The sequence below is a fragment of the Flavobacterium supellecticarium genome (assembly GCF_004801375.1).
Classification (GTDB): Bacteria; Bacteroidota; Bacteroidia; order Flavobacteriales; family Flavobacteriaceae; genus Flavobacterium; species Flavobacterium supellecticarium.
Map to the genome: position 1 here is coordinate 245,140 of NZ_SSNZ01000002.1, position 24,061 is coordinate 269,200.

Sequence of the window (24,061 nt, forward strand, 5' to 3'; positions counted from 1 at the left end):
TTATTTGTTTGTATTCGGAAGTTATTAGAAAATCGTTTTACGATCTACCGTAGCTCCGTTTTCAAGTGTGATTTTTAAAAGCACAACACTAGATGATTTTTTTACATTTTTCAAGGCGATTTCGTTTTCACCTACATTTTTATACTCGTCAATTTTTCGTCCTAAAACATCGAATGCTGTGATGTTTTTGATTCTTTCATTAGCCGAGTTTACAGCCAATTCGTTTCCGCGTAATACTTTGATACCGTTTTCAAGGCTAAAGTCACCGTTTCCTAACGTACCGTTGGTGAAACGCAATACAAAACGCTCGTTAAAAGTACCTGCAGCCGATGTGAATGAATACGGAGCCGTTCTTAAATCGTGGATCGTATTGGTTGTTTTATCTTCCAGGTAGATCGCATGCGTATCGAAAATTCCATCTAAGTGATCAATTCCGATTTGGTAGGTATTCTGAGCGTTGGCATTGAAACCTAATGGAATCTGATCTTCCTGGTTAAACGGTAACGGACGTGCCTGAATGGTCAGGTTCATATCCGGAATAGTCGAGTAGAAGGTTACACCGTTTCCACCGAAAGACTGTCCATCAAGACCTCTGTCGAAATCCATAGTTGCCTCTTCATCATATCCTACTAAAATTTGGCTAAAAGCACCGTTTTCATTTGCTAAATTCAACCAGATACGGTGTTTTTCCGATTCACCACCAGCAACCGATTGTGTTTCCGGGTTGATTGGTGTGCCGCCATTTTTCATGAAATTATCGTTTTTACCGGTAACACGCATACTGTTTGTAAACTTCGCATTTCCGTTGGCTAAACCTTTTACGAAGAAAGCCTGTCCCGATGCGATATAACGGCTTGGCGCGCTTCCACCGGTTGCAGCGGTTGCTGTTGCTCCGAATTTATTTACGGTAGCATAATCGGCAGCAGTATAGTTATAGGCATATGTACCATAGAACGGGCTAGGATTTGTGTTGCCTATAGGTGTATTGTGCGTCCAGATATAAACCGTACCATCTACCAATGTTTTGTTGGTATTGTCTGTCAGGAAAGACACCACATCGATAGCCGAAGCATAAGGATTTCCGATCAAGTTCCACTGATCATCATCTACAGTTACACCTCCGCCAACGTTTGCGTCTGTTCCGATAGCAATTGGAATTGTAATATCTCCATTGTTTGGTGTTCCTACGAAAGTAGCCGTATATGGTGTTTTGTTGTTTGGACTAAGATCGAATGTTTGTGGCGCTCTTACGATATAACCCATTCTTGGATCCATAGCTGTAGCATTGTTTACACTGATCCAGTTTCCGTAACCACCATTGATAGTTGGTTGCCATTTCATGTATTTGTCACCCAATGTGTTTGGAGATAACATCGCTAATGTATATCCGGAAGCTAATGTTACCGGTGAATTCCAGTAGGTGAAATCATAACGATACATCGGTTTTGTTGTACGTCTGATATTTACATTTCCAGAATTTTCTACATTGTCTACCTGTACGATACTAGCATTATTGTCTACATTTAAGGTACCGTTATTTTTTACGTCAATTTTATTAACCACTTTGATTCCGTTAGTTGCCGGAATATCCAAACGACCATTTGTACGAACCGTTAAGGTTTTAGCCTGCGCTTCATAATTGGTTCCATTAATGGTTGAGGAATTGCTGGTTGGTTTAATGATCACACAGTTATCACTTGTAGGAACTCCTACCGGTAACCAGTTGTTCGGATCATTCCAGTTGCCATTATTACCCTGCCATACCTTCGATTTGTTGTTAACACTCACCGGTTTAGAAGCGGTACAACCATTGGTTAATTGAACATTAGCTGTAAAGGACCAGTTGCTTACTTCTAATTGTGCTGTAGATGGTTTGATATATACAGTGTTTACAGCCTGATTGGTATAAGGGATTGTCCCGTTTGCATCGATATAGGCATCGATAGTTGCACCCGACCATGTAAAGTTGGAGGTTAACGGACGGTGTCCGGATAAAATCACATCGTCGATAGCCCATCCATCGCAATAACCTGCCTGATAACGGAATCTGATTTTTAAATTGCTTACTCCGATATAGTCATTCAAATAAATAATTGTATTTACAAATCGGCTTGGAGCACCCTGACTGTTAGTGTAACTAACAACTCTGGTCCATGTTGTTCCATTGTCTTTAGAAACTTCGACAGCAGCACTCTCACCATTTCCATAGTACGAATAATACTGACGGAATGTTAAGGTTAAATCCAGAAAAGTTGAAGTGTTATACGAATTTGTTGTCGTTAAAATAATGTCTTTTCCACTTCCGCTTACATCAGCTGTTGTGAAGGCAAATTTATTACCTGTTGTTCCTGTACTCGAATTGATCGCTGGTTTCCAGTTGGCTGTTGTAGTAGTATAAATACTTGTTTTTTGTTGCCATTCGGTAGTACTGGTTCCATTACCGGATTTAGTGAAAAGACCTAATCCGCTCCCTTCAAAATTTTCGTTAAAAAGCTCTACCAATTCGGTGCTACCTGCTGCTGCAATCTGTACAAAGTTGTCATCACCACAAATTTCCGGAGAAGAAGGTGTAATTGTAATATTGGGCACCGGTTTGATTTTAGCGGTAATTGCTCTTCGAACCAACGATTCGCAAGAACCGTTTACAGCGGTAACATAGTAAGTTGCTGACATCATTAGTGGAGGTGTCGTATAGCTTGCCGATGTTGCACCTGCAATAGGAGAACCACCGGTTTCGCTGGTATACCACCGGTAAGAAGTAACTCCTGCTGATCCTGTTACAGTTAAGGTTACAGGGCCTTCACCACATGATTCTACGGTTGGTGCTGTAAGGATTTTTGCCGGACAATCGGCAATAACTGTAAGGATGTAATCTTCGGTTTCTCCATTTGTATAACTACCACAAGGAGAAAGTACAGTACCATTATTTCCATTAGCGGAACGAATACGTAGTCGGTAGTTCCCCGGGGCAGTCCCGGCCGGAATTACAAATCCAAAAGTAGTTGATAAGATATTTACACTTGAGTTATAAACATTCTCACCGCTATCGGTAAAATCGTTGTTTTTATTCCAGTCAACCCAGGCACTCACAAATTGTTTGTCTGGACCGGCAAGAACTACGCTGATATTAAGATCACCACCGGCAATTTGCTGAGCCGCATCCAAACTTGTGAAATCACCATATCCTGACGTACTGTATCCTGAATTGTTGTTTACAGCGTCTGAAATCGCTCCGGTTGTTTTAAAACTTGAAATATAATAACTGCTTGATGTCGATGTTGCTGTACAGTATACTAATGTTTTAGCATTTCCGGTTAAAGGAGAAGTCGTTCTGTATTTTGTACCTCCTGTACAGTTTGAGTTAAAAGAGTATACAAAGAAATAATACGTTGTATTGGCCGAAAGTCCGGTAGCGCTAAAAGTAGTATTACCATCGTTGTCGATAACGATATTTGTGCTACCCAGATTCTGTCCGATAGAATAGTTCGTTCCATTGGTAATTGTTGGAGCTGTACCGGTTGTGTTTGCGATAACAAGGTAGTTGTCTGGAGCAGGCGATGCTGCTGTAAACGAACCGTTCATAGAATTAACTCCGATACTGCTTAACGTAAGTGCCGAAGGCTGAGCCGTAGGTACGGTACAAGGTCCTACAGGTGTCCAGGTAAATAAAAGATTTGCATTTGGATAGGCACTGTTACGTGTTCTTACAGTCGAACTATTAGCTGTTCCGTCAGAGGTATTACCAGCCCAAGTAGTGTTACTTGAAAGGGATCTGTTGTTATAATCACCGTTGTTGCTTCCTCGTAAACCAACCTGAACATTCACGTTGGAACCACCACCATTACCTGATGGAGCGCAAGAACCGTACGAAATGGACACAACATTTGTTGTTTCGCTTAAACGGATTTGAAAGTTAAAATCACCATCACGAGCAGTACGCACGGCATTTGTCCATTGTACTACAAAAACACGGTTTGGAGCGGATCCAATTGTTTTGTAGATAATCGCATTTCCGTTATTTTTAAGATCAACTCCCACAGCACTTACCGCACCAGCATATCCGGCTACCGAAGAAATAGGAGCGTATTCAGAAGCAGATGAAGTTGTTGATCCGAAGGTGATAAATCCGTTTGAGTTTACCGAACAGGTTGTATAGTTGGTTCCGTTAAAATTAAAGGTAAAACCAATTGGAATATTGTTTGCCGTTACATTGTCGTCCCAGTTGCTGTTAATAGCATTTGTTGCACCGGTAATAGCCGTATAATTTGATGAGCTTTCTGAAAAAGTATAATTGCTTACCTGGCTGAATCCAGTAGCGCAAACAAGTAAAAGCAGCAACGAAAGTAGGTTGCTTTTTGAGTTGAAAAAATTTTCAATTTTAAACGTAAATCGGGGGCGAATTAACATACTAAAAAATCTTTGGGGTTATTTTTACGGTGCGAAAATATGTACTAAGAAGCAGACAGAAGGTGTCTCGGAACCGAATTTCGATGAAGGTTTCTGTTTAATCGATAAAGTGCATTTTTGACCTCGACATGACCTTTTATGATACAGACTTATTTTTGATTTGTATTGTTTTTCTGATGGTTATCTGTTTTTTGGATTCGGAGATTTGGGCGGTTTGTTTTTTGCTTTTTACAAGGTTTTTCTGTGTAAAAAAAACGTAGAAAAGGGTTTGGATGGAGGCGTTTGATGTACCATTCCAAAAGATTATTTTGTTTGAAACAAAACGAAATAAAGTGGATTTGTTACAAAATAAAAATCCCCTGCATAAACAGGGGATTGGTCTTGAAATGTTGTTATATTGTTTAGAAAATCGTTTTTCGGTCTACGGTAGCACCGTTTTCCAATGTGATTTTTAATAATACCACGCTGGACGATTTTTTAATGTTTTTCAATATGATATCGTTTTCATTAGTGTTTTTATATTCATCGATTTTACGACCTAAAAGATCAAAAGCTGTAATATCTTTAATTTTTTCGATAGCCGAATGTACTGCCAATTCGTTGCCGCGTAATACTTTGATACCGTTTTCAAGGCTAAATTCTCCGGTTCCTAAAGTACTGTTCGCAAAGCGCAATACAAAACGGTTGTTGAATGTTCCGGCAGCCGATGTAAAGGAATACGGGGCTGTTCGTAAATCAAAAATCACGTTTAGCATTTTATCTTCCAGGTAAATGGCATGGGTATCGAAAATACCATCCAAATGATCAATACCAATTTCATACGTGTTTTGCGCATCAGCATTAAAACCTAAAGGAATCTGATCCTGTTCGTTAAACGGTAACGCACGAGCCTGAATGGTCAGGTTCATTTCCGGAATGATCGAATAGAACGTAACGCCGTTACCACCAAATGACTGACCGTCTAAACTTCTGTCAAAACCCATTGTGGCTTGCGCATTATAGCCAACCAAAATCTGACTAAAAGCGCCGGATTCGTTGGCTAAATTCAGCCAGATACGATGTTGTTCCGGTTCGCCTCCGGCTACACTTTGTGTTTCCGGATTGATTTTGGTGGTATCGGCCACTTTTAGAAAGCTGTTGTTTTGTAGGCTCACACGCATACTGTTGGTGAATTTAGCATTTCCATTAGCCAGTCCTTTAACAAAAAACGCTTGTCCTGAAGCGATATAACGGCTTGGCAGACTTCCTCCTGTGGCAGCAGTTGCAGTGGCACCGAATTTGTTTACCGTTGCATAATCGGCTGCGGTATAATTATACGAATATGTACCGTAAAACGGACTTGGCGACAGTGCAGATGGCGGAGTGTTATGTGTCCAAAGATATACGGTACCATCCATTAAAGCACTGTTGGCAGGATCGTTTAAAAAGCTTACAATATCGATCGCAGAGGCATACGGATTTCCAATCAGATTCCATTGATCGTCATCAACCGTTACAGTACCGCCAACATTGGCATCGGTTCCCACAGCTATCGGGATGGTAATATCGCCATTGTTTGGTGTTCCGATAAAAGTTCCGGTATAGGTCGTTTTGGTAAGTGGATTAACACTGAAAGTCTGTGGTGCGCGTACAATATATCCCATTTTCGGATCCATAACCGTACTGGAACTTACGGTAACCCAGTTTCCACTTCCGTTGCTAATGGTTGGTTGCCATCTCATGTATTTGTCGGATAACGTATTGGGAGATAACATGCCCAGTGTAAATCCGGAAGCTAAGGTTACCGGTGAATTCCAATAGGTGTAATCGTAACGGTACATCGGTTGGGTGGTGCGTTTGATGTTTACAATACCGGTATTGGTGGTGTTGTTAACCTGAACGATGCTTGCGCTAGTATCCAGGTTAAAAGTTCCGTTTGGCACTACATTAATTGTGTTAACCACTTTAATGCCGTTTCCGGTTGGTATATCCAATCGGCCATTAGCCTGAACGGTTAGAGTTTTGGCTTGCGCTTCAAAATTAGAACCGTTTACAGTCGAATAATTCGTCGCTGGTTTAATGATTACACAATTATCATTTGCCGGTACACCCACTGGTAGCCAGTTGTTCGGATCATTCCAGTTGCCATTAATTCCCTGCCAAACTTTTGTTTTATTAGTAACGGTTACGGGTTTAGTGGCGGTACAACCATTGGTTAATTGCACATTAGCATTAAATGACCAGTTGTTTACCTCCAGTTGAGACGCCGACGGTTTAATATACACCACGTTTACAGCCTGATTGGTATAAGGTGTGGTGCCATTGGCGTCAATATAGGCATTGATTGTTGCTCCGCTCCATGTAAAATTGGAGGTTAACGGACGGGTACCGGATAGTACGATGTCATCAACAGCCCAACCGTCGCAGAAATCGGCTGCATAACGGAAACGTATTTTTAAATTGGCAATCCCTACATAACTGTTCAGCGGAATACTTTCGCTTACGAATTTACTGGGGTAGCCTTGTGTGGAGGTATAGGTTTTTACGGTTGTCCAATTGGTTCCGTTATCGGTTGATACCTCGATATTAGCTGTTTCACCACTTCCATAGAAGGAGAAATAATGTCTGAAATTAAGTGTTAAATCGATAAAATTAGTGGTATTTACCGAATTGGTTGTGCTCATAATCAGAATTTTACCAGTACTATTGATATCCGATGTGGTAAACGCGAATTTATTTCCAATTGATCCGGAATTAATAGCCGGTTTCCAGGTAGCCGTTGTTGTGGTAAATACACTGGTTTTTTGCTGCCATTCGGTAGTGGTAGTTCCGTTGCCGGACTTGGTAAAACTGCCCAATCCGGTACCTTCAAAATTTTCATTTAACAATTCGACTACTTCTGTACTACCGGCTGCTGAGATTTGTAAATAATCGGTATCACCACATATTTCCGGAGATGCCGGTGTAATGGTGATATTCGGAACCGGTTTTATTTTAGCGATAATTGGTGTACGGGTAAGGGATTCGCAAGTGCCGTTTAATGCGGTTACATAATAGGTTGTTGTAGCGCTTAACGATGGCGTTGTATAGGAAGCAGCGGTTGCGCCCGAAATAGGGGAGCCTCCGGTATCGGTAGTATACCAGCGATAGGATGTTACGCCCGATGATCCGGTTACCGATAAGGTTACCGGGCCTGTTCCACAAGATTCAACTGTTGGAGCACTGGTGATTTTAGCGCCGCAATCCGGTATTACTTTGATCAGATAGTCTTCTGTTTCACCATTGGAAAGACTTCCGCAAGGTGTAAACGTTGAGTTTGATAAATAGGTTCGAATACGTACACGGTAATTACCGGGATTGGTTCCGGCGGGAATTACAAACCCAAATGTTGTGGAACTTACACTAATCGTAGGAGAAAAGACGGTTTCTCCGGCGTCAGTAAAGTCTCCGTTTTTATTCCAATCCACCCAGGCTTTTACATATTGAGTAGTACCTGTACTACCGGTTAGGATTAACGAAATATTGATATCGGATCCGGCAATTTGCTGTGCCGGAGCAAGACTGGTATAGTCGCCATAACCACCGGTACTGTATCCGGAAGTATTAGAGGATTCCACAATGGCTCCCGTGATTTTATAACTGGAAATATAATACGTCGACGAAGTAGAAGCCGGCGTACAGTTGGTGTAGGTGTAATTCGGCGGATACCAGGAATAAACCAATCCGTTGTTCGGATAACTGTTACTTCTGGTTCTGTTGGTGTCGGTGTTGGAAGTTCCACTTGACGTATTACCATACCAGGTGCTGTTTGAACTCTGTGATCGGTTATTGAAATCGGCATTGCTACGACCTCGTAACCCAACTTCGGCATTTAATGTTGTGGTGCTGCTTGGCGAACAGGAACCATAAATGATTTGTATGATATTGGTTGTTTCGCTTAGTCGGATTTGGAAATTAAAACTCCCGGACTGAGATACGCGCCGCACATTATTCCATTGTACGATAAAAGTCCGATTTGGAGCTGTTCCGGTAGTAGTATAGGTAATTGCATTCCCGTTGTCTTTAAGATCCATACCCAAAGCACTGATCGCCCCGTCAAAACCGGCTCCGTTTACCGAAATCGGGTTGTATCCGGCTGCATCGCCTGCTACAGTAGTTCCAAAAGTGATAAAACCATTGGACAAAATAGAACAGGTAGTGTAATTCGTGCTGTTGTAATTAAACGTAAAGCCGATAGGGATGTTAAGGGCGGCGTTATTATCCCATGAAGTGGCAATGGCAGTCGTTCCGGATATGGACGAGTAGGTCGCGGTATTTTCCGAAAAAGTATAATAACTTACCTGTGCCTGTCCGATTTGGAAGCACAATAATAAGCCGGCTACTATTTTGAATAATGGAGTGCTTTTTACGCGAACAGGAGTTGCGTTAAAAGCACCGGAAACTTTAAAAAAGTTGCCGGTTTTTTGGTTGTTTTTGTAGCTGTTTAACATACTTGAAAATATTAAGTGGTTCATTTTCAATACTAATTTAGCTACTAAAAAGGGGGCGATAAATGCGTTTTGACCGAATTTCGATAAAGGTTTCCGTTTAATCGATAAAGTACGTTTTTGTCTACTTTTTGACCTTTTGTTTCTGTGTGTTAATTGTGATTTTAAGTATGTTTTTTGTATTTATTTATGATTTTTGTTTTTAAAATAATAGTGTTACTTGTTTTTGGGTGTTTATTTTTTAATTTAAGAAAGTGCTTTTTTAGCAAGAAGTGCCAGAATAGCAGGTGTAGGAAGCTACAAACAGATCGGATTTTAATGTACCCAAAAAGTTTAGATTGCAGAAAGAATAATAGCAAAGTTGCGATATAAAAAAGACATCCTCTGTTTCATAAAGGATGTCTTTTACTTTTTTCATTAAAAAACTTAGAAAATTATTTTTCTATGCAGTATGCTATTGTCATCCAATGTTATTTTGAGGAGTAATATGCCAAACGTTTTTTTTGTATTTTTCAAAACTACTTCATTAGCGGAAACATTATAGTATTGACCAATTTTACGACCTATTAGATCATATATAACAATATCTTTAATTTTTTTGTTTGCTGAGCTTATAGTCAGTTCCTCTCCGCGTATGATTTTGATGATGCTCTCCTGACTAAACTCCGAGGTATTTAAAGAGTTACTGTTAAAACGAAGTACAAAACGGTTGTTGTAGACACCGGCTTCTGAAATAAAAGTATAGGGTGTAATTCGGAGGTCATGTATGCTGTCGAGTAATTTGTCTTCCAGATAAATTTTATGAGTATTGAAAATGCCATCCACATGATCAATTCCGATTTGGTAAATGTCATGCGCGGTGGCACGATATCCCAAAGGAATCTGATCCTGATCGTTAAAGGGTAACGGACGTGCCTGTATGGTTAGATGCTTATCCGGGATGGTTGAATAGAACGTGACATGGTTTCCGCCAAATAATTCGCCATCCAGTCCGCGGTCAAATGCTATAGAAGCATCCGAATGATACCCTACCAGGATCTGGCTAAACGCACCGGATTCGTTTGCTAAATTGAGCCAGATACGATGTTCTGTAGGAGCAGGAGCATCCTGAGGTTGACTTTTGAGAGTCGTTTGGGGATGATGAGCAACTTTCATAAAGTTGTCATTCCGGCTACTCACCCGCATATAGTTGGCGAATTTAACATTTCCGTTAGCAAGACCTTTTACAAAAAAAGATTGACAGGAAGCGATAAAGCGGCTTGGATAGGGACCTCCGGTTGTTGCTGTAGCAGTTGCTCCAAATCGATTAACAGTAGCATAATCGGCCTCGGTATAATTATAAGTAAAAGAACCGTAAAAAGGATTTGGATTTGCTTCCGATGTTGGCGAGTTATGCGTCCACAGGTAAATAGTGCCATCCAAAAGCGAACTGTTATCCAGATCGTTGAGAAAAGAGAGCACATCAATAGCCGAAGGATAGGGATTTCCAATCAAATTCCACTGATCGTCATTTGCTGTCACATTCCCGCCTACATTGGCATCCGTTCCAACCGCAATAGGAATAAGGATGTCGCCATTGTTGGGAGTACCGCTAAAAGTTGCGATATAGTTAATTTTGTTGGCCGGATTGGGATCGAACGTTTGTGGGGCACGAACGATATATCCCATTGTAGGATCCATTGGAGTAGCAGGATTAAGCGTGATCCAATTGCCATTGCCTCCGTTAATTGTTGGTTGCCAACGCATATATTTATCCGATAAGGTATTGGGCGACAACATGGCGAGCGTATACCCGGAGTTTAGCGTAACGGGCGAATTCCAATAGGTGTAATCATAACGGGACATAGGCTGGGTAATCCGTCTGATCGTGACGATTCCGGAGTTGGGAACGTCATCCTCCTGGATTATCCCGGAATTATTGCCAACATTGAAAATACCATCACTTTCCACATTGATGGTATTGACCACCCGGATGCTATTGCCATCGGGAATTTCCAGATGACCATTTGGTTTAATCGTTACACTTTTTGACTGAGCCTCAAAGTTGGTACCGGTAATAGTGGAATAACTCCCGGCAGGTTTAATGATCACGCAATTAGCAGCTGTAGGAGTGCCCAATGGAAGCCAGTTGTACGGATCATTCCAGTTACCCGTGTAACCCTGCCATACTTTCGATTTGTTATTCACGGTTAGAAATTGTGAAGCGGTACAGCCATTCGTTAGTGCTACATTGGCGGTAAAAGACCAGCTGTTTACCTCCAGTTGGGAATCGGTAGGTTTTATATATACCACATTGGTCGGTTGGGAAATGTAGGGAATGGTACCATTCGGATCAATAAAGGCATTAATAATTGCCCCGGTCCATGTGAAATTGGAAGTTAGTGGTCGGGTACCAAATAAAACGATGTCGTCAATGGCCCATCCGTCGCTATAATTGGCAGCATAACGGAAACGGATTTTCAGATTAGCCACATTTATATATCCATTTAACGGAATACTTACAGCAGTAAATTTACTGGGATATCCCTGATTGGAGGAAAAGGTTCTTACGGTTGTCCAGCTGGCCCCGTTGTCTGTCGAGATATCAATGTTGGCCGTTTCGCCTCCATCATAGAAAGAAAAATAATGTCTGAAAGTAAGAGTCAGGTCGATGAAATCGATTGTGCTAAACGAATTGGAGGTAGTCATGATCAGGTTTTTACCATTCCCGACAACATCAGACGTGGTAAAAGCAAATTTATTACCAATGCCTCCGGAATTTATGGCTGGTTTCCAGGCAGTGGTAACGGTGGTATACACACTGGTTTTTTGTTGCCATTCGGTTACCGAATTTCCGTTTCCGGATTTGATAAAACTTCCTAAGCCGGAACCTTCAAAGTCTTCGTTTAACAGTTCCACGATTTCGGTACTTCCGGCAGCCGAAATCTGAAGGAAATCCTTGTCGCCACATATTTCAAGGGTTGTAGGCGAAATGGTAATATTTGGAACCGGTTTTATTTGGGCAATAATAGGCGTGCGGGTTAGCGATTCACAGTTACCGTTTAGCGCAGTAACATAATAAGTAGTCGTAGTACTTAGTACAGGAGTGGTGTAGGTAGCTGTGGTTGCGTCTGGAATTGGAGAACCTCCGGTTTCGGTGGTATACCAGGCGTAAGAAGAAGCACTTGGAGATCCGGTTACCGATAAAGTTACCGGTCCGGCGCCACAAATGGTTACAGTTGGGGCATTGGTTATTTTGGCAGGGCAATCTGGAATGACTTTTATAATATAGTCTTCTGTTTCACCATTTATCTGATTGCCACAAGGGGAGGGGTTGCTGAATAAACTAGCCCGGATTCGCAAACGATAATTCCCCGGATTAGTTCCGGCAGGAATAACAAAACCAAATGTAGTCGAGTTAACAGCAGCCGAAGAAGAAAAAACGGTATCGCCAGTATCGGTAAAGTCTCCGTTTTTATTCCAGTCGACCCATGCTTTGATATATTGTGTTGGAAACGGTACCGGGCCACTTGCAACAGCGATCGAAATATTAATATCGGATCCGGGAATTTGTTGCGCGGGTGTCCGTCCGGTATAATTAGCGTATCCACCGGAAGTGAATCCGGAATTATTTGACGCTTCAACAATAGATCCGGTGATTCTGAAACTGGAGATGTAGTAGGTCGAAAAATCTGAAGACGGATTACAACTGGCAGTAGTATAATCAGGAGGATACCAGGTGTATGTTAAACCATTATTAGGATAGCTGTTATCTTGAGTTATACAGGTGTCGGTATTGGAAGTTCCTGAATTGGTGCTGCCATACCAGACAGCATTGGTGTTCTGGATCCTGTTATTATAATCGCTGTTGGAAGCGCCTCGTAGTCCTACTTCTGCATACAAAGGGGTTGAGCCGTTAGGAGAACAAGAACCGTAGACGATTTGTATTAGGTTGCTGCTTTCTTTCAATTGGATCTGGAAGTTAAAATTTCCCGATTGCCCAATTCTCCGAACATTTGCCCATTGTATGATCAGGGTTCGGAAAGGAGAAGAACCAGTAGTGGTATAGGTGATGGGAGAACCATTGTCCCGGATATCCATAGTCAGAGCGCTAATGGCTCCGCTAAAACCAACGCCATTCACTGAAATGGGATTGTAACCCAGAGCATCATTAGGAACGGTAGTCCCAAACGTGATAAAACCATTTGACAGAACCGAAAATGTAGTGTAATTTGTACCATCATAATTAAAAGTAAAACCAATAGGGAGGTCAATAGCTGAGGCATTATCCCATGGAGCCGCTATTGCGGTTGTGCCACTTATGGAACTATAGGCCGAAATGCGTTCCGAGAAGTTATAATAACGCACCTGTGAGTGTCCGGTATGGAAGCATAATGATAGGCCTGTTATGGCATAAAATAACAACATGTTTTGAATTTTCGAAGCAATAACATAAAATCGAACGGGAACTTTTGAAAAGCCGCTCGAACCTCTCTCTCTTTTGTAGCTGTTTGATATATTTTTGAATGTTAAGTTGTTCATTATCAGTTATAATGTAGTGATTAAAAACAGCTTTTAAAGAGGGCTTTGAATGAATTTCGATAAAGGATTTTGTTTAATCGATAAAGTACGATCTCGAAAAAAAAGGAAAAAAAGGGGTGAGTGTAAACCTGCGATTTATCTTATTTTTTTAGTTAAAAAAGGGATTGTTTTAGAGCTATTGTTATAAAATTATTTGTGTTAGAATAATTTTTTATGATAAAAAATAATTAATTTTAATGAATAAGGGAAGTGTCGTGGAGTTGGTGTTGTGATGATTGTAAAAAGGAATGTGGATTATAGGTGAGATGACAATTTTATCCCTTTTTTGTGACAGTTTATCCCTTGATAATAGATGACGAGTTTAATAGTGTATATTTATAACTACTTAAAAAATAATGATCATGTTACGAAAAGGTCTTTTACTTATAATAGTATTGGGTAGTACTTGTTTAAGTTATGCCCAGGTTTATGTAAGTCCCAGCAGTTATGTTTTTGTAAATAATGAATTACTATTTGTAAAACAGGATGTGGTTTTGGCCTCAACAGCCGGAAATGAGGGCAATATTTTTCTTAGGAGAAACGGACAATTACTACAGGGAGTAGCAGGAAGTACTGTAAATAGCGGAGGGGGAAGAATTTCTGTTTTCCAGGAAGGAACATCCGATAATTACGACTATAACTACTGGTGTTCTCCAGTTGGAAGTATTGCTTCCGGACAGGAAAGTTTTCTTGGGAATGTAAATGGAAATGTAAACAATCTTTTTTATCGGGCAGTTGATATTACCAATAGTACAGCGGCAACTATTCTGCCTTGGGGATCCTATGACGGACAGGCCAATCCGCTGAGTATTTCTTCCCGCTGGTTATGGAAATTTATCAATGGTACGACATATTCCCAATGGGTTCATGTGGGTAACGGTCAGCCGATTGCTCCGGGTGAAGGCTTTACAATGAAAGGAACCGCCGGTACCGATGCCAATAATGTAGACGGGATTGTAGCGAATAATCCGGGTAGCCAGCAACGAATCGATTTTAGAGGACGTCCCAATGATGGCAATATTATAATCCCTTGTCTGGTAGGACAACAAACGTTAACCGGAAATCCATACCCTTCGGCAATTGATTTGAGTTATTTTCTGTTGGATAATACAGCCTGTAGTGGTACTGCTCAGTTTTGGGAACAGGACAAAACAGTAAATTCGCATACACTGGCAAATTACAAAGGCGGTTATGGAACATTCTCACCAGCAGCAACACTTTCGCAGGTAACAGCCGGTACAGCCGGAATGGGAATTTATACTCCTGCGATTTTTTACTCGTATGATTCAGGCGGAAATCAGGGGCCGATAGCTTCAACTCCGGGTAATCAATATAAAAGACGCTTTTCTCCTATCGGGCAAGGATTTCTTATCACAGGAGCAAGTGTAGGTGTAGTGACGATGCGAAATCAGTACCGTGTTTTTGTAAAGAAAGGAGCGGCGAATAACTCAGAGTTTGAAAGAAATGTAACTCCGGAAACATTGGCAAATGTGAATGCGACTACAACTTCTTATAATCCGGATGTGGCAGAACTGGCCTTTCCGGTAGTTTTATCGGTTTCCGGTATCGACTATACCACCGAATCGATCCGACCACAACCACAGGTTCGTATGAATACGTTAATCGATAATCAGGGAGTTCGGCAAAGTGTAATCGGTTTCCATCCTGAAGCTACAGATGGTATAGACAGAGGAATGGATGCGATTTCTTCCGATGATGGATTACCTTCGGACATGTTTTTTGTAATTGATGATAAAGAATACATAATCAACATGGTGGCTTTTGATGAAAATAAGCGTCTTCCGCTTGGCTTTAAAAATACAGCGCCAGCAAATTATAAAATAACGGTACAGGAAATTATTAATGCCGATGAGGTGGAAAATGTATACCTGCACGATAAAGTAAACAACCTGTATTATGATATTAAAAATGGGGTACATGAGTTGAATTTACCTGCTGGAATAAATAAAACAGGTTACGAAATTACCTTTAAACGGGATAGTAATCTGGGATTGGGTGAAAATATTAAAAATAGTTTCCAGGTATATCAGAACAATTCCGAACATGCTTTGCAGGTTTCCAATCCAATGGCTTTAGATTTGAGCGCAATAGTTTTATACGATGTGGTTGGAAAAGTTATCTTCGAAAAAAAGAAACTGGGTAATAATACATCCTATTCATTTCCAACGGCAAACCTGAGTGATGGAATATATATAGTAAAAATGGTTACAACGGATAATCAGGAAATAAGTAAAAAAATCATAATAAAAAATTAAAATTTATAGACGATATTTAAAAACAGCTCCGCATTTGGAGCTGTTTTTGTTTAAAATGATATTTTTGCAACTATGAAAAGTTACAACCAGGTATTGCCTTTTTCATTTCCGGACGGAATTACGCTTACGGTAAAAAGAGAAGACCGGGTGCATCCTTTTTTATCCGGAAATAAATACCGGAAAATGAAGTACAATCTCGAGCAGGCCCGAAAGGAAGGCTATACAAAGTTGTTGACTTTCGGTGGGGCATTTTCCAATCATATCGCAGCGGTTGCAGCGGCAGGAGCACATTTCGGGCTCGACACCATAGGTGTTATACGGGGTGAAGAATTGGAAAGTGAAATAGAAGCAAATGCGACCTTACGCCTGGCGCGGCAACAAGGCATGAAATTTGATTTTGTATCGCGGGAAAGCTATCGCGCTAAAGAAGATCTGATTTTTTTGGAGAAACTTAAGAAAAAGTACGGTGCTTTTTATCTATTGCCCGAAGGCGGAACCAATACGTTGGCGGTAAAAGGATGTGCGGAAATATTAGAAACAACCGATAAGACACAATTTACCCATATTTGCTGTGCAGTGGGAACCGGAGGGACTATTTCAGGTTTGATCAATTCCTGTGGAGAAAATCAAAAAGTAATTGGCTTTCCGGCGTTAAAAGGTTCGTTTTTATCTGATGAGATTTGTAAATTTGTAAACAACGACCGTTGGGAACTGATAAATGACTATCATTTTGGAGGTTATGCAAAAATAAATGAAGATCTGATTCGTTTTAATAATGACTTTTATACTCAGACAGAGGTGTTGTTAGATCCGGTATATACCGGGAAAATGGCCTATGGAATAATAGATCGGATTAAAAAAGGATATTTCCCTGGCGGATCCTCAATTTTAATGATTCACACCGGAGGATTGCAAGGGATAGAAGGAATGAATAAAATACTGGCTCGGAAAAATATGCCGTTGCTTATAGAAAATATAGTCTGTAAAAAAGAGAATAATGATTAAAAAAATTTGCCTGCTGCTAACGCTTGTATTGCTTTATAGCTGCGGATCTTCGTCAAAAGTACGTACGGCGCCAACGAAGATTACGACAACCAAGAAAAACACAACAGTAAAAACACACTCGGGTTCAACGAGAACCAATTCTTCATCTTCGGAAAATTCCAAACCATCGGAAGTTCTCGAAGCGACTTCAAAGATAAAAGTAACGACTGAGATCGTAAATGCCTATATCGGTAAGTTTAACGAAACCGCAAAAGAAAACATGCGAAACCATGGTGTTCCGGCTAGTATTACGCTGGCTCAGGGGATTTTGGAATCCGGTGCCGGAGTAGGAACCTTATGCGTAAAAGCAAACAACCATTTCGGAATCAAATGCCACACCGGATGGACGGGAGATAGTGTGCGTCATGACGATGATTCCGAACAGGAATGTTTTCGTAAATATAGTGACCCGGCCGAATCGTTCCGTGATCACTCACTATTTTTAACAACCAGAAGCCGTTATTCCGCTTTGTTTAAATTGCCAAAAGGCGATTATGTAGCCTGGGCAAAAGGACTTAAAAGTGCCGGATATGCCACCGATCCGAAATACCCGGAAAAATTAATCGGACTTATCGAGCGTTACGAACTCTACAAATACGACTCGGAAGTTATTGGCGGAGGCTATACAAAACCGATGATCAAAAAAGATACGACTACAGTAAATGCAGAGGTTAGCGGTTCGACCTATAAAGTGGCGCAAGGGGATACACTGTATTCCATTTCCAGAAAATTCAATGTAACGGTAGACGAATTGATGAAAATCAATAACCTTACCTCAAACGCAATAGCAATAGGACAAATTATAAAAGTAAAATCATAATGTTATATACAAGAAGCAGTCAGCTGTTTGCTGAAGCGTCAGAAGTTTTACCGGGCGGTGTGAATTCACCCGTTCGTGCCTTTAAATCAGTTGGAGGAACGCCAATTTTTGCCAAAGAAGCCAAAGGAGCTTATTTGTATGATGAAGACGGAAATCGGCTAATCGATTATATCAATTCCTGGGGACCGATGCTTTTAGGACATGCCTATGAACCCGTAGTAACGGCAGTAATTGAAAAAGCAAAAAAAGGAACCTCATTCGGAATGCCAACAGAATTGGAAACGGAAATCGCAAAACTGGCCCTTTCGATGGTGCCCGGAATCGAGAAAATCCGATTTGTAAATTCCGGTACCGAAGCCTGTATGAGTGCTGTCCGACTGGCACGTGGTTTTACCAATCGCGATAAAATCATAAAATTTGCCGGATGTTACCACGGTCATTCCGATTCATTCCTAATTCAGGCCGGAAGCGGAGCGATTACATTTGGAGCACCAAACAGTCCCGGAGTAACACAGGGAACCGCAAAAGATACTCTTTTGGCCCGTTACAACGATCTGGATAATGTACGTTCGCTGTTTGAAGCCAATAAAAACGAAATCGCGGCCATTATTATAGAACCGGTTGCCGGAAACATGGGATGTGTGCCGCCACAAGAAGGCTTTTTAAAAGGGTTGCGGGCACTTTGCGACGAACATGGGGCTTTGTTGATATTTGATGAGGTAATGACCGGATTTCGCCTGTCAAAAGGTGGGGCGCAGGAATTGTTCGGGATTAACGCCGATATCGTAACGTTTGGAAAAGTAATCGGTGGTGGTTTGCCGGTGGGTGCTTTTGCCGCACGAAATGAAATTATGAATTATCTGGCGCCGTTAGGACCGGTATACCAGGCGGGAACTTTGTCCGGAAATCCTTTAGCGATGGCGGCAGGTTTGGCCATGTTACAGGATATCAATACCAATGAAGGACTTTTTGAACGATTGGAACAAAAAACGGCTTATCTGGAAAAAGGAATCCGGAAACAGTTGGAAAAAGCAGGTGTTGTATTTACGATTAATCGTGTCGGTTCGATGATTTCGGTCCATTTTGACGAAAGACCGGTAGTTGATTTTGATACGGCTAAAAATGGCGATAATGAAAGCTTTAAAAAATTCTTCCACGGATTGTTACAGGAAGGAATCTACATTGCTCCGTCGGCCTATGAAACCTGGTTTATTACGGACGCATTGACCTACGAAGACCTTGATTTTACAATTGCAGCTGTAGGAAAAGTAGCAGCGACACTATAAAAGAAAATAGCGATACACGAAAAACGCACCTTTACGGTGCGTTTTTTATTATTCGGAAACCAGTTGTTTTACCAACTTCGGATTCGCGTCCAGTTTTTGAAGTTGAGCTTGTGTTAAAGGGGCACGTAAATAGTGATCCACCACTTTTACCAACTCTTTTTTTCGTGCTTCCGACAACTCCGGGCTCAGATTTTGATGTTTCATTACCAATCCCTTTTCGATCGCAACTTTTTGTGTATCAGATAGTGGGATATATGCGGTAAGTGCCGTGATGTCGTTTTGAACTTTTTTAGCGATTTCTTTTTGACGATCCTGCGCATTGGCAGCTACCGAAAAAGAAACAATCATAAAAAATAACGCAATAAATTTTTTCATTGTCAGATAGATTGGCTGATTATAGAGCCAAAGCTAATTTATTTTGCGATATATTGCTAAAAAAACAATCAAAAATTATTCTGGAGCGTTGTTTTTAAAGTTTCGGGTTCTTTTTGTGATTTTTTCCTGGCGCATTTCACTCTGTTTTTCCCATTTCTCCATCTGACCGGAATTCAGGATTTTTTTCATTTCGCCTTTAAATGCAATTTTGTCGTCCATACGTTTGTTTTGAAGCGCAAAACGTTCGTCGGCAGTCATTTCTTTGTAATTTTTTCGGACATCACCCTGTGTAGCTCGTGCTTCTTCGCGTTTTTTGCTCTGATCCATTAATAGCTTTTCAACCTCTTTTTGTTGTTTGGCTGTCAGATCCAGATCCAAAGTCATTTTTTTAACCTGTAACTGTACTTGTTGTTCCGGAGCCAAACGTTCGCGACCACCTCTCGATTCTTTTTCCTGTGCAAAGCCTAACATAGTTGCGCAAAGGCAAACGGCTAAAACTAATTTTTTCATAATGCTTTTCTTTTAAAGTTGTTACGATGCTTTGACCGCGGGAATTTCAAAAGGTTTAAAATTGTACAGCCTAAATAAAAGTTAAAAAAAAGGCCGAAATGTTGGGCTTCTGTTAAAATAGAGCCGGATATTTTTTGGAGTTACCATTTTTGGGGTTACCTTTAACGCGTGAAAAAAGGAATTGTAATACTCGTTTTTTTTGTCCTCTTTAAACCGATATTGCCGGTTTTTGAGTATATGATCAATTACGAATATATTACGAAAACCCTTTGTGAAAACAAAGCCAAACCTCAAATGGGCTGTAACGGAAAATGTCACCTGATGAAAGAGCTGGCCAAAGCTTCCGAATCGGAAAAACCGTTGTCTACCGATAAAAAAAATATAAGAGCTGAAGTAGAAGTGCTCTTTTGCGAAATCCAGAAAAACTTCGATTTTAATCCGGCATCGGTAACCGAAAAAGTTGCAGAAAACTTTTCCTATACGAATCTGTACCAACACCTCAATGCAGACGGAATCTTCCATCCACCGGCATTTATTTTTTAAAATTTAAACCTTTTAAGCATTTTTTCTTTTGGCTGGAAGTCAAAAGGATTGCTATGTCGTATTTTAAAAAATAAAAAAATGAAATTCAAATTAATAAACACTGTTATAGCAGTGGCATTGGCTATTGCCTTAGGATCTTGTACTAATGATAACGATGTGGTAAACGCCACAGAAGGAAGCGGAAGCTTAAAAATAAAATTTGACCACCGTTACGGGGATGTCGATTTTATCATGGGCGCGCCGTATACAACCTCTCAGGGTGAGACGATTAAAGTTGATAATATCAAATATATCGTGAGTAATATCGTGCTTATAAAAGAGGAAGGGGGGACTTATGTTTATCCAAAAAGCAAAAGCTATTTTATTATAAAAGAGCAAACGCCAAGTTTGTTTACAATCGAACTAACCGATGTTCCGGCCGGGAATTATAAAACTGTAAAATTCGGTATTGGTGTCGATCAGGAGCAATTTAATTTAGGAGCTGCCGGTCAGGGTGATTTTCTGGCACAAGCGCAATCCGAAGGTATGATGTGGTCGTGGAGTGCGGGCTATAAATTCCTGGCTTTCGAAGGAAACTTCACTTCGGCTACTGTAACCGATCCGACACTTTTTAAAGTACATACAGGACAAACCGGAACCAATTATAACTATACTGAAGTCGTATTGGATATGCCGGATAAAGCATTGGTGCGACCAACTATTACACCACAAATTCACGTAATGGCCGATTTGTCTAAAATCCTGGATGGAGCCACAAAAATCAGCTTGTCGCCACAACCAAATATCATGGGTGGTGTTGTTTTGGCTTCGATTACAGCCAATGTGTCCACTATGTTTTCTGTTGATCACGTTCATAATGACTAAATAAAATCAAAAAAGCTGTTGGTAGTGACTATTGACAGCTTTTTGAAAAACAAATCATTATGAAAAGAATCAGAACACTACTGTTTCTGTTGCTGCCATTTTTATGGAGCTGCTCGAACGATGATAGCCCTGAAGCCTATCAAAATATTCCGATCGATTTTAAAGTACCGTCCAATTTTCCGGCCTTGAGCTATAATTTGCAAAACAATCCGCTAACGGAAAAAGGATTTGAATTGGGAAAAAAGTTGTTTTACGACGGTCGGTTGGCATCGGATGGATTGGTATCCTGTGGTTTTTGTCACATTCAGGAAGATGCGTTTACGCACCACGGACATTCTTTTAGTCACGGTGTGGGCGATAATATCGGAACCCGTAATGCACCACCGATTCAAAACCTTGCGTTTCAGCGTGCTTATATGTGGGACGGAGCAACAACACATCTGGATTTGCAACCTTTGATTCCGCTAACCAGTGAAATCGAAATGAACGGGAATCTGGCGGAAATTGTCAGTATGATGAAAGGCGATGCGACCTATCAGAAACTATTCAGACAGGCCTTTCCTGATGGAATGATCAATTCTGAAAACATGCTTAAAGCATTGGGGCAATTTATGGTGATGCTAACATCGTCCAATTCAAAATTTGATAAATTCAGAAGAGGAGAACCCGGAGGAGCTTTAAATACTGATGAACAGGAAGGCTACACACTTTTTACACAAAAATGTGCCGGTTGTCACGCTACGGATTTATTTACCGAAGATACCTATCGTAATAACGGTTTACCGATTAACCCGATGATCAATGATGTGGGACGCTACCGCGTAACCGAGTTGCCACAGGATAATTACAAGTTTAAAGTGCCTAGTTTGCGAAATATCGAAAAAACGGCACCTTATATGCATGATGGACGTTTTGCCACATTGGAAGCGGTTTTAAATCACTATTCCAACGGTGTGTTGGATTCGCCTACATTGGATCCGGCATTAAAGGCTAATGGCGCTTTAGGGATTCCGTTAACGGCGAATGAAAAAACAAAACTTGTCGCCTTTCTGAAAACACTAACGGATCATGAATTTTTAACGGATCGCCGGTTTTCGGAATTTTAAAAACAACAAACACTTTTCTAAATTTTAGAAATAAGATTTGGATTGAAAAGAAAAATAAAAATGAAAAAATATAGTCTAGTAGTAGTGCTGTTTTGGAGTGTATTTACCTACGCGGCAGAAAAGGATAGTTTGGGGATAAATCCGTATCAAAACTATTTTCGTTCACTCGAATATTTCGAAGAATGTGATGCTTGTGGTTGTTCGGCCAGTGGTGGAAGTCTGGGGTTTTCGTCGATGCTGAATACCAATTTTGTAGGGATACGCTATTTTAACCAGCGGTATAAAAGTAACGACGGATTGTTTTCGGATTCGCCCTGGTATGAAGAAAATTTTAATACCATTCAGGTGTGGGGACGTATTCCGATTGTGAAAAAAGTTCAGGTTTCCGTATTGGTGCCGTACCATTTTCATAATCGGGAAACTGTAACCGGCGCCCAGGATATATCCGGCTTAGGTGATCTTACGGTATTGGGGATGTACACGGTATATGAAACGGTTAAAGATAGCGCCGTGTTTTCGCATTCGGTACAATTAGGTGCCGGAGTAAAAGCGCCTACGGGAAAATATCGCGAATTTAGCAATGGAAGTGTAAACCCGAGTTTCCAGGTGGGAACCGGTAGCTGGGATTATATTTTTGCAGCAGAATATGTTGTAAAAAAAGGAAGCCTGGGATTAAATACTATGGGGAGTTATACCGTTAAAACGGAAAATGAGAAATATTATCGTTTCGGGAATCAGTTTAATTATTCGTCAACAGTATTCTATTTTTTGAATAGTGATAAGTATGTATTTGTGCCGCAATTGGGCGTTGCCGGAGAAGTGTACGGGAACAACTATCAATACAAACAATTGCTTCGAAATACGGCAGGAGATATCCTTTTTGGAAAAGCGGGAATCGAGATCGGACGGGATAAGTTTTCGTTTGGTGCCAATGTGATGGTGCCGATAAATCAAAATCTTACCGGTGGCAGGGTGGAAGCGCAATATCGTTGGAGTGTAAACCTTAATTATACTTTATAAGCTACACCTGACAGGTTTTTCGCCGCAACGCTGATAAACCTGTCAGGTGTTTGTATAAGAGTTGCGAGATGGGTTTTTCGAGGCAAGAGCAGAAATCGGTCTGATATAGTAAATACAAACACCTGACAGTTTTTAAGTGAGAAAATGCTAAGACTGTCAGGTGTAGGCAACCGGATTAAAGTATAATCCGGTTTAGTGTAACAGAAACAGGCTGTCTCGAAAAAAGAGGCAGCTTTTTTTAAGGCTTATTTTGGGTAGTTGCTTTTTGCGGTTGATTTTGGAATCGTTTTTTATAAACGGCATCCCATTTGTCTTGCTGCTCCTGAGTGAGAACTGCTTTTAGATTGGTTTTTAAGGTCTTTAGACTTTCGATGTATTCGGTTTTTAAAGCTTGATTATCTTCTGGTTTAGCCGACTGTAGACGTAATTTGATATCGCCGGTTTTTCGGTTATTATCCATTAGTATTTTTTCGATTTGTTGTTGCTGTACTGTCGTCAGATTAAGATCCGTTGTCATGCGTTTGACCTCTAATTTGGCCTTTTGTTCTGCTGTCAGGGTTGGTTGTTCCGTATTAGGGGACTGTGCATTGATTGCTAATGCTAAAAAGCTTACAATCAGGATAAAGAATGCTTTCATAATCCTGTCGGTTTAAGTGGTAAACTCCGTGATATGTCTATTAAAAGTAAGAAATAAAACCGAAAGGCATTCTGATTTTCTGTTAAGAACGATTTTTGTCGATTAAATTCATTTTGAAACGCTTAAAAATATAAAAGGCCGACTATT

Annotated in this window: 14 protein-coding genes; 8 read left to right on the forward strand and 6 right to left on the reverse strand. The window is 40.7% G+C overall.

The genetic code is table 11. The features are described 5' to 3' along the window. Positions 1 to 24: 24 nt before the first annotated feature. The 3 genes from E6C50_RS05850 to E6C50_RS05860 all read right to left on the reverse strand — a co-directional run bounded on the left by E6C50_RS05850 (position 25) and on the right by E6C50_RS05860 (position 13,280). Positions 25 to 4,407 carry a GEVED domain-containing protein gene (locus E6C50_RS05850; RefSeq protein ID WP_136402277.1) on the reverse strand — a complete coding sequence of 1,461 codons (4,383 nt, stop codon included), beginning with the start codon at positions 4,405 to 4,407 and terminating at the stop codon, positions 25 to 27. A 401-nt stretch (positions 4,408 to 4,808) separates the two neighbouring features. Continuing rightward, on the reverse strand, positions 4,809 to 8,876 hold the full coding sequence (locus E6C50_RS05855; protein WP_136402278.1) for a GEVED domain-containing protein: 4,068 nt from the start codon (positions 8,874 to 8,876) through the stop codon (positions 4,809 to 4,811). A 423-nt stretch (positions 8,877 to 9,299) separates the two neighbouring features. Then, on the reverse strand, positions 9,300 to 13,280 hold the full coding sequence (locus E6C50_RS05860) for a GEVED domain-containing protein (protein WP_136402279.1): 3,981 nt from the start codon (positions 13,278 to 13,280) through the stop codon (positions 9,300 to 9,302). A 515-nt stretch (positions 13,281 to 13,795) separates the two neighbouring features. On the opposite strand from E6C50_RS05860, the gene E6C50_RS05865 reads away from it, so the two are divergent. The 4 genes from E6C50_RS05865 to hemL all read left to right on the forward strand — a co-directional run bounded on the left by E6C50_RS05865 (position 13,796) and on the right by hemL (position 18,859). After that, positions 13,796 to 15,709, forward strand: a complete 1,914-nt coding sequence (locus E6C50_RS05865) for a T9SS type A sorting domain-containing protein (protein ID WP_168732757.1) — start codon at positions 13,796 to 13,798, stop codon at positions 15,707 to 15,709. A 72-nt stretch (positions 15,710 to 15,781) separates the two neighbouring features. Beyond that, positions 15,782 to 16,714, forward strand: coding sequence for a 1-aminocyclopropane-1-carboxylate deaminase/D-cysteine desulfhydrase (locus tag E6C50_RS05870; protein WP_136402281.1), 933 nt, complete (start codon positions 15,782 to 15,784; stop codon positions 16,712 to 16,714). Further along, the gene (locus tag E6C50_RS05875; RefSeq protein ID WP_136402282.1) at positions 16,707 to 17,573 is read left to right on the forward strand and encodes a glucosaminidase domain-containing protein; all 867 of its coding nucleotides are present in this window, start codon (positions 16,707 to 16,709) and stop codon (positions 17,571 to 17,573) included. The genes E6C50_RS05870 and E6C50_RS05875 overlap by 8 nt, the downstream gene beginning before the upstream one ends. Continuing rightward, positions 17,573 to 18,859, forward strand: a complete 1,287-nt coding sequence (gene hemL, locus E6C50_RS05880; RefSeq protein WP_136402283.1) for a glutamate-1-semialdehyde 2,1-aminomutase — start codon at positions 17,573 to 17,575, stop codon at positions 18,857 to 18,859. Before E6C50_RS05875 ends, hemL begins: the two co-directional genes overlap by 1 nt. A gap of 48 nt (positions 18,860 to 18,907) precedes the next feature. Here hemL and E6C50_RS05885 read toward each other — a convergent pair whose 3' ends face one another. Then, positions 18,908 to 19,234 (reverse strand): hypothetical protein, encoded by a 327-nt coding sequence (locus E6C50_RS05885; protein ID WP_136402284.1) that lies wholly within the window; start codon positions 19,232 to 19,234, stop codon positions 18,908 to 18,910. Positions 19,235 to 19,309: 75 nt separating this feature from the next. Further along, positions 19,310 to 19,744, reverse strand: coding sequence for a hypothetical protein (locus E6C50_RS05890; protein WP_136402285.1), 435 nt, complete (start codon positions 19,742 to 19,744; stop codon positions 19,310 to 19,312). Positions 19,745 to 19,912: 168 nt separating this feature from the next. Between E6C50_RS05890 and E6C50_RS05895 the strand changes: the two genes are divergently transcribed. The 4 genes from E6C50_RS05895 (at position 19,913) to E6C50_RS05910 (ending at position 23,277) form a co-directional block, all read left to right on the forward strand. Continuing rightward, a complete protein-coding gene (locus E6C50_RS05895; protein ID WP_230978965.1) occupies positions 19,913 to 20,287 on the forward strand; it encodes a hypothetical protein in 375 nt (124 codons plus the stop codon). 78 nt (positions 20,288 to 20,365) lie between these two features. Then, positions 20,366 to 21,151, forward strand: a complete 786-nt coding sequence (locus E6C50_RS05900) for an MbnP family protein (protein ID WP_136402286.1) — start codon at positions 20,366 to 20,368, stop codon at positions 21,149 to 21,151. Between the two features lie 59 nt (positions 21,152 to 21,210). Next, positions 21,211 to 22,257 (forward strand): cytochrome-c peroxidase, encoded by a 1,047-nt coding sequence (locus E6C50_RS05905; RefSeq protein WP_136402287.1) that lies wholly within the window; start codon positions 21,211 to 21,213, stop codon positions 22,255 to 22,257. Between the two features lie 60 nt (positions 22,258 to 22,317). Continuing rightward, positions 22,318 to 23,277 (forward strand): transporter family protein, encoded by a 960-nt coding sequence (locus E6C50_RS05910; RefSeq protein WP_136402288.1) that lies wholly within the window; start codon positions 22,318 to 22,320, stop codon positions 23,275 to 23,277. A gap of 238 nt (positions 23,278 to 23,515) precedes the next feature. On the opposite strand, the gene E6C50_RS05915 is transcribed toward E6C50_RS05910, so the two are convergent. Next, the gene (locus E6C50_RS05915) at positions 23,516 to 23,914 is read right to left on the reverse strand and encodes a hypothetical protein (RefSeq protein WP_136402289.1); all 399 of its coding nucleotides are present in this window, start codon (positions 23,912 to 23,914) and stop codon (positions 23,516 to 23,518) included. Positions 23,915 to 24,061: the final 147 nt, after the last annotated feature.